The organism is Maritimibacter dapengensis (genome assembly GCF_019218265.1).
In the GTDB taxonomy this organism is placed as follows: domain Bacteria; phylum Pseudomonadota; class Alphaproteobacteria; order Rhodobacterales; family Rhodobacteraceae; genus Maritimibacter; species Maritimibacter dapengensis.
On the sequence record NZ_JAHUZE010000004.1, the window covers coordinates 257,790 to 271,737 of the forward strand.

The 13,948-nt window shown below is 60.0% G+C and carries 25 protein-coding genes; 22 read left to right on the forward strand and 3 right to left on the reverse strand.

What is annotated here, in order from left to right:
* The first annotated feature begins 78 nt into the window (after positions 1-78).
* From rplB to rplP, 5 genes are read left to right on the forward strand one after another with little or no spacing between them, the layout of a single operon-like run.
* On the forward strand, positions 79-921 hold the full coding sequence (gene rplB, locus KJP28_RS16495) for a 50S ribosomal protein L2 (protein WP_218393728.1): 843 nt from the start codon (positions 79-81) through the stop codon (positions 919-921).
* 3 nt (positions 922-924) lie between these two features.
* Complete coding sequence (rpsS, locus tag KJP28_RS16500) at positions 925-1,203, forward strand: 30S ribosomal protein S19 (RefSeq protein WP_218393729.1); 279 nt, start codon at positions 925-927, stop codon at positions 1,201-1,203.
* Between the two features lie 3 nt (positions 1,204-1,206).
* On the forward strand, positions 1,207-1,587 hold the full coding sequence (gene rplV, locus KJP28_RS16505) for a 50S ribosomal protein L22 (protein WP_218393730.1): 381 nt from the start codon (positions 1,207-1,209) through the stop codon (positions 1,585-1,587).
* The gene (gene rpsC, locus KJP28_RS16510) at positions 1,587-2,294 is read left to right on the forward strand and encodes a 30S ribosomal protein S3 (protein ID WP_218393731.1); all 708 of its coding nucleotides are present in this window, start codon (positions 1,587-1,589) and stop codon (positions 2,292-2,294) included. Before rplV ends, rpsC begins: the two co-directional genes overlap by 1 nt.
* A gap of 12 nt (positions 2,295-2,306) precedes the next feature.
* Positions 2,307-2,720, forward strand: coding sequence for a 50S ribosomal protein L16 (rplP, locus tag KJP28_RS16515; protein WP_218393732.1), 414 nt, complete (start codon positions 2,307-2,309; stop codon positions 2,718-2,720).
* 144 nt (positions 2,721-2,864) lie between these two features.
* Here the strand turns inward: rplP and KJP28_RS16520 are convergent, their stop codons facing one another.
* Together KJP28_RS16520 and KJP28_RS16525 are read right to left on the reverse strand one after the other, a co-directional pair.
* On the reverse strand, positions 2,865-3,278 hold the full coding sequence (locus tag KJP28_RS16520) for a hypothetical protein (protein WP_218393733.1): 414 nt from the start codon (positions 3,276-3,278) through the stop codon (positions 2,865-2,867).
* Between the two features lie 161 nt (positions 3,279-3,439).
* Complete coding sequence (locus KJP28_RS16525; protein WP_218393734.1) at positions 3,440-4,060, reverse strand: TIGR02466 family protein; 621 nt, start codon at positions 4,058-4,060, stop codon at positions 3,440-3,442.
* Between the two features lie 284 nt (positions 4,061-4,344).
* Between KJP28_RS16525 and rpmC the strand changes: the two genes are divergently transcribed.
* The 15 genes from rpmC to KJP28_RS16600 all read left to right on the forward strand — a co-directional run bounded on the left by rpmC (position 4,345) and on the right by KJP28_RS16600 (position 12,330).
* Positions 4,345-4,551, forward strand: coding sequence for a 50S ribosomal protein L29 (gene rpmC, locus KJP28_RS16530; RefSeq protein ID WP_218393735.1), 207 nt, complete (start codon positions 4,345-4,347; stop codon positions 4,549-4,551).
* 12 nt (positions 4,552-4,563) lie between these two features.
* The gene (gene rpsQ / locus KJP28_RS16535; RefSeq protein WP_218393736.1) at positions 4,564-4,794 is read left to right on the forward strand and encodes a 30S ribosomal protein S17; all 231 of its coding nucleotides are present in this window, start codon (positions 4,564-4,566) and stop codon (positions 4,792-4,794) included.
* Positions 4,795-4,873: 79 nt separating this feature from the next.
* A complete protein-coding gene (gene rplN / locus KJP28_RS16540; RefSeq protein WP_007118848.1) occupies positions 4,874-5,242 on the forward strand; it encodes a 50S ribosomal protein L14 in 369 nt (122 codons plus the stop codon).
* Complete coding sequence (gene rplX, locus KJP28_RS16545) at positions 5,242-5,547, forward strand: 50S ribosomal protein L24 (RefSeq protein ID WP_218393737.1); 306 nt, start codon at positions 5,242-5,244, stop codon at positions 5,545-5,547. Before rplN ends, rplX begins: the two co-directional genes overlap by 1 nt.
* On the forward strand, positions 5,547-6,110 hold the full coding sequence (gene rplE / locus KJP28_RS16550; protein WP_218393738.1) for a 50S ribosomal protein L5: 564 nt from the start codon (positions 5,547-5,549) through the stop codon (positions 6,108-6,110). Before rplX ends, rplE begins: the two co-directional genes overlap by 1 nt.
* A gap of 17 nt (positions 6,111-6,127) precedes the next feature.
* Positions 6,128-6,433: a 30S ribosomal protein S14 gene (gene rpsN / locus KJP28_RS16555; RefSeq protein WP_218393739.1), complete on the forward strand. Its 306-nt coding sequence runs from the start codon at positions 6,128-6,130 to the stop codon at positions 6,431-6,433.
* Between the two features lie 12 nt (positions 6,434-6,445).
* Positions 6,446-6,838: a 30S ribosomal protein S8 gene (gene rpsH / locus KJP28_RS16560; protein ID WP_218393740.1), complete on the forward strand. Its 393-nt coding sequence runs from the start codon at positions 6,446-6,448 to the stop codon at positions 6,836-6,838.
* A 12-nt stretch (positions 6,839-6,850) separates the two neighbouring features.
* A complete protein-coding gene (gene rplF, locus KJP28_RS16565) occupies positions 6,851-7,384 on the forward strand; it encodes a 50S ribosomal protein L6 (protein WP_218393741.1) in 534 nt (177 codons plus the stop codon).
* A gap of 11 nt (positions 7,385-7,395) precedes the next feature.
* On the forward strand, positions 7,396-7,755 hold the full coding sequence (gene rplR, locus KJP28_RS16570; RefSeq protein ID WP_218393742.1) for a 50S ribosomal protein L18: 360 nt from the start codon (positions 7,396-7,398) through the stop codon (positions 7,753-7,755).
* Positions 7,756-7,866: 111 nt separating this feature from the next.
* Entirely contained in the window at positions 7,867-8,445 is a 579-nt protein-coding gene (gene rpsE / locus KJP28_RS16575) for a 30S ribosomal protein S5 (protein WP_218393743.1), read from the forward strand.
* A gap of 5 nt (positions 8,446-8,450) precedes the next feature.
* Positions 8,451-8,639 (forward strand): 50S ribosomal protein L30, encoded by a 189-nt coding sequence (gene rpmD / locus KJP28_RS16580; protein WP_218393744.1) that lies wholly within the window; start codon positions 8,451-8,453, stop codon positions 8,637-8,639.
* Between the two features lie 202 nt (positions 8,640-8,841).
* The gene (locus KJP28_RS16585; protein WP_218393745.1) at positions 8,842-9,627 is read left to right on the forward strand and encodes an MBL fold metallo-hydrolase; all 786 of its coding nucleotides are present in this window, start codon (positions 8,842-8,844) and stop codon (positions 9,625-9,627) included.
* Positions 9,628-9,819: 192 nt separating this feature from the next.
* Positions 9,820-10,281, forward strand: a complete 462-nt coding sequence (gene rplO / locus KJP28_RS16590) for a 50S ribosomal protein L15 (protein WP_218393746.1) — start codon at positions 9,820-9,822, stop codon at positions 10,279-10,281.
* 100 nt (positions 10,282-10,381) lie between these two features.
* Entirely contained in the window at positions 10,382-11,758 is a 1,377-nt protein-coding gene (gene secY, locus KJP28_RS16595) for a preprotein translocase subunit SecY (protein WP_218393747.1), read from the forward strand.
* The gene (locus KJP28_RS16600; RefSeq protein ID WP_218393748.1) at positions 11,755-12,330 is read left to right on the forward strand and encodes an adenylate kinase; all 576 of its coding nucleotides are present in this window, start codon (positions 11,755-11,757) and stop codon (positions 12,328-12,330) included. The genes secY and KJP28_RS16600 overlap by 4 nt, the downstream gene beginning before the upstream one ends.
* A 74-nt stretch (positions 12,331-12,404) precedes the next feature.
* On the opposite strand, the gene KJP28_RS16605 is transcribed toward KJP28_RS16600, so the two are convergent.
* A complete protein-coding gene (locus KJP28_RS16605) occupies positions 12,405-12,800 on the reverse strand; it encodes a BLUF domain-containing protein (RefSeq protein WP_218393749.1) in 396 nt (131 codons plus the stop codon).
* Between the two features lie 332 nt (positions 12,801-13,132).
* Here KJP28_RS16605 and rpsM point away from each other — a divergent pair, with 332 nt between their 5' ends.
* Both rpsM and rpsK read left to right on the forward strand, forming a co-directional pair.
* Positions 13,133-13,501, forward strand: a complete 369-nt coding sequence (rpsM, locus tag KJP28_RS16610) for a 30S ribosomal protein S13 (protein ID WP_218393750.1) — start codon at positions 13,133-13,135, stop codon at positions 13,499-13,501.
* A 15-nt stretch (positions 13,502-13,516) separates the two neighbouring features.
* Positions 13,517-13,909: a 30S ribosomal protein S11 gene (gene rpsK / locus KJP28_RS16615; RefSeq protein ID WP_218393751.1), complete on the forward strand. Its 393-nt coding sequence runs from the start codon at positions 13,517-13,519 to the stop codon at positions 13,907-13,909.
* Positions 13,910-13,948: the final 39 nt, after the last annotated feature.

Here is a 13,948-nt window from a genome sequence, read left to right on the forward strand (position 1 = left end):
CTATATCTCGGCCACCTTCGGGGGGCTACAAACAGACAGGCGGGGCAACCCGCCGCAAAGCAACGGAAGACAGAAAGCATGGCACTCAAGTCGTATAAACCGACGACGCCGGGCCAGCGTGGGCTGGTTCTGATCGACCGTTCGGAGCTTTGGAAAGGACGTCCCGTCAAATCCCTCACCGAGGGTCTGACGAAGTCGGGCGGCCGGAACAACACCGGACGGATCACCTCTCGCCGCCGTGGTGGTGGCGCGAAGCGTCTTTATCGCGTGGTTGACTTCAAACGTTCGAAGTTTGACATCCCCGCAACCGTGGAACGGATCGAATACGACCCGAACCGCACCGCCTTCATCGCCCTCATTCGTTACGAAGACGGCGAACAGGCCTACATCCTCGCGCCCCAGCGTCTCGCTGTCGGCGATACGGTGATCTCCGGCACCAAGGTCGACATCAAGCCCGGCAACACCATGCCGTTTCAGGGCATGCCGATCGGTACCATCGTTCACAACATCGAGCTGAAGCCCGGCAAAGGCGGTCAGATCGCCCGCGCGGCAGGCACCTACGCCCAGTTCGTCGGTCGTGACGGTGGCTACGCTCAGATCCGCCTGTCCTCGGGCGAGCTGCGCATGGTCCGTCAGGAATGCCTCGCCACCGTCGGCGCGGTTTCGAACCCGGACAACTCCAACCAGAACCTCGGCAAGGCCGGTCGCATCCGCCACATGGGCAAGCGTCCGTCGGTCCGTGGTGTTGCGATGAACCCGATCGACCACCCGCACGGTGGTGGTGAAGGCCGCACCTCTGGTGGTCGGACCCCGGTCACGCCGTGGGGCAAGGACACCAAGGGCAAGCGCACCCGCAACAAGAACAAGGCGTCGCAGAAGCTGATCATCCGCTCGCGTCACGCCAAGAAGAAAGGCCGTTAAGATATGGCACGTTCTGTCTGGAAAGGGCCTTTTGTCGACTCTTACGTCCTCAAGAAGGCCGAGAAAGTCCGCGAGTCGGGCAAAAACGAAGTCATCAAGATCTGGTCCCGTCGCTCGACGATCCTGCCCCAGTTCGTGGGCCTGACGTTCGGCGTCTACAACGGCCAGAAGCACATTCCTGTGCTGGTCACCGAAGAAATGATCGGTCAGAAGTTCGGTGAGTATTCGCCGACCCGTACTTACTACGGGCATGCTGCCGACAAAAAAGCGAAGCGGAAGTAAGTCATGGGCAAGGAAAAGAACCCCCGCCGCGTGGCTGACAACGAAGCTATGGCGAAACTCCGCATGCTTCGCACCAGCCCGCAGAAACTGAACCTCGTGGCCGCGATGATCCGTGGCAAGAAGGTGGAAAAGGCTCTGAACGACCTCACCTTCTCGAAAAAGCGGATCGCCGTCGACGTGAAGAAATGCCTTCAGTCGGCCATCGCCAATGCCGAGAACAACCACAACCTCGACGTGGACGAGCTCGTAGTCGCCGAGGCTTTCGTGGGCAAGAACCTCGTGATGAAGCGCGGTCGTCCGCGTGCACGTGGTCGTTACGGCCGGATCAACAAGCCGTTCTCGGAACTCACCATCAAGGTGCGTCAAGTTGAGGAGCAAGCCTAATGGGTCAGAAAGTCAATCCAATCGGCATGCGCCTTCAGGTCAACCGCACCTGGGATAGCCGCTGGTACGCCGACACGAACGAATACGGTGATCTTCTGCTGGAAGACGTCGCCATTCGTGAGTTCATCAAGGAAGAGTGCAAACAGGCCGGCGTCAGCCGTGTGATCATCGAGCGTCCGCACAAGAAGTGCCGCGTCACGATCCACACCGCACGTCCGGGCGTCATCATCGGCAAGAAAGGCGCGGACATCGAAGTGCTCCGCAAGAAGATCGCCAAGATGACCGACAGCGAACTGCACCTGAACATCGTCGAAGTCCGCAAGCCTGAGCTCGACGCTCAGCTCGTGGCCGAGTCGATCGCTCAGCAGCTCGAGCGTCGTGTGTCCTTCCGTCGTGCGATGAAGCGCGCCGCTCAGAACGCCATGCGCATGGGTGCCCTCGGCATCCGCGTCAACTGCGCCGGCCGTCTGGGTGGGGCTGAAATCGCCCGTACCGAATGGCTTCGTGAGGGCCGTGTGCCGCTGCACACCCTTCGCGCCGACATCGACTACGCACTGGCAGAAGCCAAGACCGCCTATGGTATCATCGGCATCAAGGTCTGGATCTTCAAAGGCGAGATCATGGAGCATGATCCGTCTGCCCGTGAGCGTCGGCAACAGGAACTCCAGGACGGTCCGGCCCCGCGTGGCGCCGGTGGCCGTCGCTAAGGAGGATATGAGATGCTGCAACCTAAGCGCACAAAATTCCGCAAACAGCATAAGGGCCGGATCAAGGGTCAGGCCAAAGGTGGTTCCGATCTGAACTTCGGCACCTACGGCCTCAAGGCTCTCCAGCCCGAACGCGTCACCGCGCGCCAGATCGAAGCCGCACGTCGTGCCATGACACGTCACATGAAGCGTCAAGGCCGTGTCTGGATCCGCATCTTCCCCGATGTGGCCGTCTCCTCGAAGCCGGTCGAAGTTCGGATGGGTAAAGGTAAGGGTTCGGTCGACTTCTGGGCTGCCAAGGTCAAGCCGGGCCGGATCATGTTCGAGATCGACGGTGTGTCCGACGAAATCGCTCGTGAGGCGCTTCGTCTGGCTGCTATGAAGCTGCCGATCAAGACCCGCACCGTGGTTCGCGAAGACTGGTAAGGTCATTGCCGGGCTGGAGCCCGGCCTGCGGGAAAGTATGAAGCCCCCGGCGTTTGCGTCGGGGGCTTTCTTTTTGGGGCGCCAAAAATGCTCGTCAGCAGTAGTGGAGATGCATCGTCTGCGAGTGCCTCCTGACTCTCGCTGTCAGGCGGTCGCCTGACGCATCCGCCAACTTGCGAGTCCAAGCCACGCAACGGAGACGACCATTGAAATGGCGCCTGCAAGGACCAGTGCGGGAGACGCGGAGAGGACGATCTCGGCAACAATTCCGATTGGCATGAGCATCCCGGCGAGCGCAAGCCATGACACCCATTTCGCGGAGGTCGCGCCGATTGGCAGTTTCAGCAGAAGAAACCCGATCATGACATTCATGAGCGCAAACAGGTTTCCGTGTACATGGGCGAGCCGTGCCTCGAAATGGGTTCCGAGGCCGTAGTCGGCGATCCACTGTTCCTTACCGGGCGCGAAATCACGCAGGTAGATCAGCAGGAATCCGTAAGCCATGAAAGCCGCAAGAAATAAAAGACCTGCGGCGATATTGGTTTTTCCGTGGTTCATGATGAACCCTCCCTTCCACATGCGCGGTCGGTCCGGGAGCGGCCCGACGACGCATGTAAAAGGGTAAGTGCTCGTCTGCGTCAGGATACTTGATGAAAGTCAAAACATATATAAAAAAACGAATATTAAAAATTCGCGCACAGGCACCGCTCTGGCCGCTGTCAGACCCACTTGTAATTGAAACTGACCGACACCCGGTCGTCCTCGGACATGTTCATCGGCACCTCGTGGCGCAGCCAGCTTTCCCACAAGAACACGTCGCCGACTCTGGGTTTGACGAAGATGAAGGTTTGCAAATCCTCCCGACCGCCTTTCTTGCGGGGCGGTGACGCCATCATGCGGGCGGAGCGGGGGTCTTCAAGCTTCAGAGCCGACGTGCCCTCCGGCATCGAGACATAGGTCGTGCCGGAGATCACCGAGTGGGGGTGAAGGTGCGAGCTATGGGTTCCGCCCTCTGGCAGGATGTTGATCCACAGGTCTTCGAGTTCAAGGTGACCATCGCCAAGGTCGAAGTCGAGCTCGTCAGCGAAAGCGGCCACATGTTTGTCGAGCGCCTCCTTGATCTGCGCAAAGACAGGGAAGCGCCAGGGCAGGTCGGTGAGCGACGCATAGGACGTGTAGCCGGGATACCCTTCGCGCTCGCACCAATCCTGTCCGGCTTCGTCATCTTCGGCGATTGAATAACACGAGGCTTCAAGCTCGTCCGGGTCGATGGGATCACCAAGGTCCGAGAGCTTGGCATGGTAGAGGCGGGTGACGAACAGAGATTTGATATCGGCCATGTTCGCCTCATACCTTCATTCGCAATGACGGTCCATTCCCAGCGGATCTTGGCATAGGCCGCTGAGTTTTCGGGCTTGGAATGAGGTCGAAACCGGGTTCGATGTTCGCGACCACGCAAAAAACGACGATTCCAGCGGTTAATCCAGACAGGGGGCTTGCTTTGCAGGGGCTTTGGTCGTATTTGGCCCCCTCATCACGAACTCCACCAGATTCGCGGTGACCCCTTTCGTGCGTGCACGGAACCACCCGGGGGGCCGTCTGGTGATGTGGAAAGGAAAAGGCGATGAACGCCCAGGAACTTCGCGACAAGAGCGCGGAACAGTTGAAAGATCAGCTGGCCGAACTCAAGAAAGAAGCCTTTAACCTGCGCTTCCAGCAGGCTACCGGCCAACTCGAAAGCACCGCCCGTATGCGAACCGTCAAGCGCGACGTGGCCCGTGTGAAAACCATTCTGAACGAAAAGGCAGCCGCTGCTGCCGGCGACGCTTAAGGAGCCTGATTGATGCCCAAACGTATCCTGCAAGGCACCGTGACTTCGGACCAGAACGCACAGACCGTGACCGTCCTCGTCGAGCGCCGTTTCAAGCACCCGCTGCTTCAGAAGACTGTCCGGAAATCCAAGAAATACCGGGCACACGACGAGAACGACACGTTCAAAGTCGGCGACACCGTCCGCATTCAGGAATGCGCGCCGAAGTCGAAAACCAAACGCTGGGAGGTCATCACCGCCTAATCGCGGCTGACAATCCAGTTCGATCGAAACCAGGGGGCTATGACGCCAGAGGCCAGCCCCACAGGTCAGGAGAAACCCTATGATCCAGATGCAGACCAATCTGGATGTTGCTGACAACTCCGGCGCCCGCCGGGTTCAGTGCATCAAGGTCCTGGGTGGTTCCAAGCGTAAATACGCGTCCGTTGGCGACATCATCGTCGTCTCGGTGAAGGAAGCCATCCCGCGCGGTCGCGTGAAAAAAGGCGACGTCCGCAAAGCCGTCGTCGTGCGCACCGCCAAGGAAGTCCGTCGTGACGACGGCACCGCGATCCGGTTCGACCGGAACGCTGCCGTGATCCTCAACAACAACAACGAGCCGGTCGGCACCCGTATCTTCGGGCCGGTGGTTCGTGAGCTGCGCGCGAAGAACTTCATGAAGATCATCTCGCTCGCTCCGGAGGTGCTCTGATGGCTGCGAAACTTCAAAAAGGCGACAAGGTCGTCGTGCTCGCCGGCAAGGACAAAGGCAAAGAGGGTGAAATCACCTCCGTGTCGCCGAAGACCGGCAAAGCTGTCGTGGACGGTGTGAACATGGCGATCCGCCACACCCGTGCGAGCCAGTCGAACCAGGGCGGCCGCCTTCCCAAGGCGATGCCGATCGACCTGTCGAACCTCGCTCTGCTCGACAAGAACGGCAAACCGACCCGCGTTGGCTTCAAGACGGAAGGCGACAAGAAGGTCCGTTTCGCCAAGACGACGGGAGACGTGATCTGATGCTGGACACTGCCAACTACACCCCGCGCCTCAAGGCAGCCTATCGCGAGACGATCAAGGCCGCTCTGAAGGAAGAATTCGGCTATTCGAACGACCACCAGATCCCGCGTCTGGACAAGATCGTTCTGAACATCGGCTGTGGCGCCGAGGCCGTTAAGGACTCCAAGAAGGCGAAATCGGCTCAGGAAGATCTCACGAAGATCGCTGGCCAGCTCGCCGTCACCACCAAGGCCAAGAAATCCATCGCAGGTTTCCGCGTTCGCGAGGAAATGCCGCTGGGTGCCAAGGTCACGCTGCGTGGCGACCGGATGTATGAATTCCTCGACCGTCTGATCACGATCGCCATGCCGCGCGTTCGTGACTTCCGCGGCGTGCCGGGGACCTCTTTCGATGGCCGTGGCAACTACGCCATGGGTCTGAAAGAGCACATCGTGTTCCCGGAAATCGACTTCGACAAAGTCGACGAAGTCTGGGGCATGGACATCATCATCACCACCACCGCGAAAACCGACGCTGAAGCCAAGAGCCTGTTGAAGCACTTCAACATGCCCTTCAACAGCTGATCCTTGGAGACCGAATAATGGCCAAAAAATCCATGATCGCGCGTGAAGCCAAGCGTCAGAAGCTGGTGGAAAAGTACGCTGAGAAGCGTGCCGCGCTGAAAGAAATCATCAACGACGAATCGAAGCCGATGGAAGACCGCTTCCGCGCCTCGCTCAAGCTCGCGAAGCTGCCGCGCAATTCCTCGCCGACCCGTCTTCACAACCGTTGCCAGCTGACTGGCCGTCCGCATGCGTATTACCGCAAGCTGAAGGTCAGCCGGATCGCGCTGCGGGACCTCGGCTCTAATGGCCAGGTTCCCGGCCTGGTGAAATCGAGCTGGTAAGGAGGGAAAGCAATGAACGATCCTATCGGCGATATGCTCACCCGTATCCGCAACGCGCAATTGCGCGGCAAGTCAACCGTCTCGACGCCGGCCTCGAAGCTGCGCGCCTGGGTTCTGGACGTGCTTGCGGACGAAGGCTACATCCGTGGCTATGAAGAAGGTAAGAACGAGCTCGGCCACCCGACGCTCGAGATCAGCCTGAAATACTTCGATGGCACCCCCGTCATTCGCGAGCTCAAGCGGGTCTCGACCCCCGGCCGCCGCGTCTACATGGGCGCCAAGGAGATCCCGCAGGTCCGTCAGGGCCTTGGTGTCTCGATTGTCTCCACGCCGAAAGGCGTCATGTCCGATGCAAACGCTCGTAGCCAGAATGTTGGCGGCGAAGTGCTTTGCACGGTATTCTAAGGAGGTCTGGTAATGTCTCGTATTGGCAAACGTCCGGTCGAGCTCCCCTCGGGCGTCACCGCGTCCCTGTCGGGTCAGACCGTTGAAGTCAAAGGGCCCAAGGGCACCCGCACCTTCACCGCAACCGACGATGTCACGATCAAGATCGATGACAGCGTCGTGACGGTGGAACCGCGCGGGAAGTCCAAGCGTGCGCGCCAGCAGTGGGGCATGTCCCGCACGATGGTTGCGAACATGGTTCAGGGCGTCACCGACGGCTTCAAGAAAGAGCTGGAGATCAACGGTGTTGGTTACCGTGCCCAGATGCAGGGCAACACGCTCAAACTCAACCTCGGCTACTCGCATGACGTCGATTTCGAAGCTCCGGAAGGCGTGACCATCACCGCTCCGAAGCAGACGGAAATCGTCGTGGAAGGTGCCGATCAGCAGCTCGTCGGCCAGGTTGCGGCAAATATCCGCGAATGGCGTGCTCCCGAGCCCTACAAAGGCAAGGGGATCAAGTACAAAGACGAGTATATCTTCCGCAAGGAAGGCAAGAAGAAGTAAGGACGCGAAAAATGGCAAACAGCAAACGAGACCTGTTTCTGAAGCGCCGTCTGCGCGTTCGGAACAAGCAGCGGAAAGTGAACCCCGGCAAGATGCGCCTTTCGGTTCACCGCTCGAACAAGAACATCAGCGTTCAGCTGATCGACGACGTGAACGGCAAGACGCTCGCCGCAGCCTCTTCTCTCGAGAAGGATCTGGGCATCGTCGGCAAGAACAACGTGGATGCGGCCTCGAAGGTCGGTGCCGCGATTGCCGAGCGCGCCAAGAAAGCCGGTGTGGAAGAATGCTACTTCGACCGTGGCGGCTTCCTGTTTCATGGCAAAGTGAAGGCTCTGGCCGACGCTGCGCGTGAAGGCGGTCTGAAGTTCTGATGACTTGAGAGGGGCGGGTGACCGCCCCTCCGATGATCCGGGGGTCCTTGTGGCTCACCAGGATTGATTTTGACGGCGCGCGAGCGCGCCACCTGATGAAGGAAATGCCAGATGGCAGAACGTGACAATCGCCGGAACAATCGCCGCGACCGCGACGAAACCCCGGAATTCGCCGATCGCCTGGTTGCGATCAACCGTGTGTCCAAGACCGTGAAGGGTGGTAAGCGTTTCGGCTTTGCAGCTCTCGTCGTCGTGGGCGATCAGAAAGGCCGCGTCGGTTTCGGCAAAGGTAAAGCCAAAGAGGTCCCCGAGGCGATCCGCAAGGCGACCGAAGCCGCCAAGCGCAACATGGTGCGCGTGCCGCTTAAAGAGGGCCGGACGCTGCACCACGACATCGACGGTCGCCACGGTGCTGGCCGCGTCGTGATGCGCACCGCTCCGCAAGGTACCGGGATCATCGCCGGTGGTCCGATGCGTGCCGTGTTCGAAATGCTCGGCGTTCAGGACGTGGTCGCGAAGTCGGTCGGGTCGCAGAACCCCTACAACATGATCCGCGCAACGCTGAACGGTCTCTCGAAAGAGCAGTCCCCGCGTTCCGTCGCGCAGCGCCGCGGCAAGAAAGTCGCCGACATCCTGCCCGCCCGTGACGAGGCGCCGCAAGAGTCGAGCCAAGTGGCTGAGGAGGCCTGAGAGACATGGCGAAAACCATCGTTGTCAAACAGATCGGCTCCCCGATCCGGCGCCCCGCCAAACAGCGCGACACGCTGAAGGGCCTGGGCCTCAACAAGATGCACAAGACCCGCGAGCTGGAGGATACCCCCTCCGTGCGTGGCATGGTCAATTCCATCCCGCACCTCGTCCAGATCGTGGAAGAGCGCGGATAAGATCAGTGGGTGGGTCTTATCCACCCTACCTTTGAATTTGAGAGCACCCCGGCCAGGTTTGACCGGGGTGTTTCGCTTTCCAGGCTCCCCATCGAGTGGATGGGATTCTCACCCCTCCGTGATCTACAGCCTAGGAATGTGAACGCAGCTTCGTCTCGCGCGTAGTACCCTGTAGCTAACAAAGCCAACAGGGAGAGACAAAATGCAGACGACGAGACGTACATTCCTCACCGGCGCGGCGGCCGCGACCGGTGCGATTACCATTCTGCCATATGCGAGCATGGCGGCGAGCCATTCGTCCAACATGTTCCAGACGGACGGCGGCGACATCTCCGTGCACCCGGTGTCCCACGCCTCATTTGTCATGGAGACGCCGATGGGCGTGATCTACGTGGACCCGGTCGGGGCTGCGGAGGATTATGCCGATTTCCCCGCGCCCGACCTGATCCTCGTGACGCACGAACATGGTGACCATTACAGCGCCGATGTTTTGTCAGCGATCAAGGGTGAGGCGCATCTCATCACCAACCCGGCGGTGAACGGGATGCTTCCCGAGGACTTGGCCGAAGGGGCCGAAAGCATCGGCAATGGCGAGACGACCGACTGGAACGGTCTGACCATCGACGCGATTCCAGCCTACAACATCACGGAGGGCAGGACGGATTTCCATCCCGAAGGGCGCGACAACGGTTACGTGCTGAGTTTCGAGGGCTTCCGGGTCTATGTCTCTGGTGACACCGAGGACACTCCCGAGATGCGTGCGCTCGAAGATATCGACCTCGCCTTCGTATGCATGAACCTGCCATTCACGATGGATGCCGAAGCAGCGGCGAGCGCGGTGTCGGAGTTCGCGCCGACATACGTATACCCGTATCACTACCGCGGCCGTGACGACGGCACACAGGATCCGGAGGACTTCGCCGCCATGCTCGAAGGCGATACCGAGGTCAAGATGGGCGGCTGGTACGGCGAAGGCGACATGGGCTGAGGCAGCGATCAAGTCAGATCAATGACCGCCCTCTGCTGAACACAAGCCCCGGTCGTTTGCCGGGGCTTGTTTCCTTTGGTTCAAGCGTCTATACGCGCCCGGTGCGGGAAACGCCCGCGCAGAATCAAATCAAGAAACGCCGTGGTTGGCCCATCTCGCTTCGCGGGCCACATCCGGCAAAGGAGAAGCGATATGAAACTCAATGAACTCCGGGACAACCCCGGTGCCGTCAAGAAACGTATGCGCGTGGGCCGTGGTCCCGGTTCCGGCAAGGGTAAGACCGCCGGCCGTGGTATCAAAGGTCAGAAGTCGCGTTCGGGTGTGGCCATCGCAGGCTACGAAGGCGGCCAGATGCCCCTTTACCAGCGTCTTCCCAAGCGCGGCTTCAACAAGCCGAACCGCAAGAAGTACGCTGTCGTGAACCTTGGCATCATCCAGAAATTCATCGACGCAAAGAAACTGTCCGGCGACATCACCGAGGACAGCCTTGTCGAGGCCGGCGTCGTTCGCCGCAAACTCGACGGTGTGCGTGTTCTCGCCAAAGGCGACTACAACGCCAAGGCGAACATCACCGTGACCGGTGCGTCGAAATCCGCGATCGAAGCCGTCGAAAAGGCGGGTGGCAAGCTCACCACGGCTTCTGCGGCAGAGTAACGCTTGTCGGGGGCGATCACGCCCCTTAGATATGCGCACGACCTATAGCGCCGCCGGAGCCGGGTACGGTCCGGCGGCGTTTTCCTGAACAGGGGGCCACATGGCATCTGCAGCGGAACAAATGGCAGCGAACCTCAACTGGGGAACGCTGGGCAAGGCGACCGAACTTCGCCAACGTATTTTCTACACGATCGGGCTTCTGATCATCTACCGCGTCGGGACCTATATCCCGGTACCGGGGATCGACGCAGGCGCGCTTCGCGATTTCATGGAACAGGCCGCGAGCGGCATCGGCGGCATCCTTTCGATGTTCACCGGCGGCGCGCTGGGACGTATGGGCGTCTTCGCCCTGGGCATCATGCCCTATATCTCGGCCTCGATCATCGTGCAGCTTCTGGCGTCGATGTGGGAGCCTCTCAAGCAACTCAAGAAAGAGGGCGAACAGGGGCGCAAGAAGATCAACCAGTACACGCGCTACGGCACCGTTCTGCTGGCCACCGGGCAGGCGTTCGCGCTGGCCAACAGCCTTCAGGCGGGCGATCTCGTGTCCAATCCGGGTGCGTTCTTCGTTGCGTCCGCCGTGGTGACGCTGGTCGGCGGTACCATGTTCCTCATGTGGCTTGGTGAACAGATCACCGCACGCGGCATCGGCAACGGTATCTCGCTCATCATCTTCGTCGGCATCGTCGCCGAGCTTCCGGCGGCTTTCGCCCAGTTCCTGAGCCAGGGGCGTTCTGGGGCGATCAGCCCGGCAGTCATCATCGGCGTCATCGCCATGGTCATCGCGGTCTTCGCCTTCGTCGTGTTCATGGAACGCGCGCTGCGCAAGATCCACATCCAGTATCCGCGCCGCCAGGTCGGAATGAAGATGTATGACGGCGGCTCCAGCCACCTGCCGATCAAGGTGAACCCGGCGGGCGTGATCCCGGCGATTTTCGCCTCGGCGCTACTGTTGCTGCCGACGACTTTGTCGACCTTCAACACAGACGGCAGCGCCGGCCCGGTCATGTCGACGATCCTCGCCTATTTCGGCCCCGGTCAGCCGCTCTACCTGCTGTTCTTCACGGTGATGATCGTGTTCTTCACGTTCTTTTACACCAAGGAAGTCGCGTTCAAGACCGAGGATGTGGCCGACAACCTCAAGAGCCAGAACGGGTTCGTGCCGGGCATTCGCCCCGGCCCCAAGACCGCCGAATACCTCGACTATGTCGTGACCCGAATCCTCGTGATCGGTTCAGGCTACCTCGCATTGGTGGCGCTCCTGCCTGAGATCGCGCGGAGCCAGCTTGCCATCCCGTTCTATTTCGGGGGCACATCGGTGCTTATCATCGTGTCCGTGACCATGGACACGATCACGCAGGTGCAAAGTCATCTGCTTGCCCATCAGTACGAAGGGCTAATCGAGAAATCGCAGCTGCGCGGTAAACGCGGTGGGAGCGCTGCGAAAAAGGGACGGAAGGGACCAGCCAGACGATGAATATCATACTTCTTGGACCGCCGGGTGCGGGCAAAGGCACGCAAGCGGCCAAGCTCGTGGAGGAGCGCGACATGATCCAGTTGTCGACCGGCGATATGCTTCGGGCGGCGCGGACATCGGGTACTGACATGGGAAACAAGGTCGCCGCGATCATGGACGCGGGCGAGCTTGTGACCGATGAGATCGTGATTGGTCTGATCCGTGAGCAGCTCGAAGGCGACAAGAAGGGCGGCTTCATTTTCGACGGCTTCCCGCGCACGCTCGCGCAGGCAGACGCACTTGGCGAGCTTCTCAAGGAGCAGGGTGAAAGCCTTGACGCGGTGATCGAAATGCAGGTCGAGGACGACGTGCTTGTCGGCCGCATCGTTGGTCGCGCGGAAGAGGCACGCGCTGCAGGTAAAGAAGCCCGTGCGGACGACAACGAGGAAAGCCTCAAGATACGTCTTATGGAATACTATAAAAAGACGTCGCCGCTGATCGGCTACTATTACGCCAAAGGTGACTTGCAGTCGATCGACGGCCTTGCCTCCATCGACGAGGTGGCCGGTTCGATCGCGAAGATTCTGGGCTGAGCGAACACGTCAGAGCTAAGAAAAGACCCTCCGAAGGTTGCGCCTTCGGAGGGTCTTTTCACTTTGATTGTTCCTCAAGCTGCGGTTTGGGCCAACTCACGCAACTTGCCAAGCATGGCAGACCAGACGATGTCATCACCGGCTTTCGGGTCCTGCATCGCTTCGATCTCGGCTCGGGGGATCGGGCCGGACCCCATTGCCCATGAGCCGAACGAGCGTTCGGCGGCGGGCTGTTTGGGCCATTCTGACGTGATCTCGTGGCGAGAGTCGCCACGGATCAGGTTCATGACGATGTCCAGCTTGTCCTCCTCACCTTCGAGGATCTGGAGGAAGGAGTGTTCGGTTCGAAACAAGAAACCTGTGAGACCCATTTCCTCATTGCGCGCTTGCGCGGATGCGAGGATGAGTGCGTCGCTCTCGTGCCCTTTCGGGTGTTTCGAGCGGCTGAGATACATAATTTGGCAGAGCATTTTGACTTTCGCGCGTTGTCTTTCTACGCTCACGCTACCGCGAGCTTCTCTGATGTCAAACGAGATGAGACGGTAACGGTCATTTGTATATTTATCCGCCAACCGTGCCACGCGCGTTAGGCGCGCCTTCGCGGTGGGCAACTTGACCTTGACGCGATGTCCAATCCCTCGTATTGCACCGCATCCCGAAAGGGAATCGGTGCATTTCGGGTCGCTCCCTGCATGCACCAGACCATAGTTTCAGCTGCGGCCCGCGGGGGATGAACCCGGCGGGCTTACGTTGTGAAAAAAGGTTCCGGAACTACGGAACCGCAACGAAAAGGAAAAGACACTTGGCACGTATTGCCGGCGTGAACATCCCGACGCACAAACGCGTCCCGATCGCCCTTACCTACATCACTGGCATTGGTCACACCTCTGCCAAAAGCATCTGCGAAGCCGTGAACATCGACCCGACCCGCCGCGTCAACGAGCTGTCGGACGCCGAAGTGCTCGCCGTGCGTGAACACATCGACGCCAACTACACTGTCGAAGGCGACCTGCGCCGCGAAGTGCAGATGAACGTCAAGCGCCTGATGGACCTTGGCTGCTACCGCGGTCTGCGTCATCGCCGCAACCTCCCTGTGCGCGGTCAGCGCACGCACACGAATGCGCGCACGCGCAAAGGCCCGGCGAAAGCCATCGCCGGCAAGAAGAAGTAAGGGAGGCTCAGAGCAATGGCACGTGATACCCGTCGCGGAGGCAAGCGTAAGGTCTCCAAGAACATCGCCGCAGGCGTGGCGCATGTGAACTCTTCGTTCAACAACACCAAAATCCTGATCTCGGATGTGCAGGGCAATGCGATCTCGTGGTCGTCCGCCGGCACGATGGGCTTCAAGGGCTCGCGCAAGTCGACCCCTTACGCCGCCCAGATGGCTGCCGAAGATGCTGGCAAGAAAGCCCAGGATCACGGCGTCAAGACGCTGGAAGTCGAAGTTCAGGGCCCGGGTTCGGGTCGTGAATCGGCGCTCCGCGCTCTGGCTGCCATCGGCTTCAACATCACGTCGATCCGTGACGTGACGCCGATTGCCCACAACGGCTGCCGTCCTCCGAAGCGTCGCCGCGTCTGAGGCCGTACTTTTATCGCTCGGGCTCCGGTTATCCGGTGC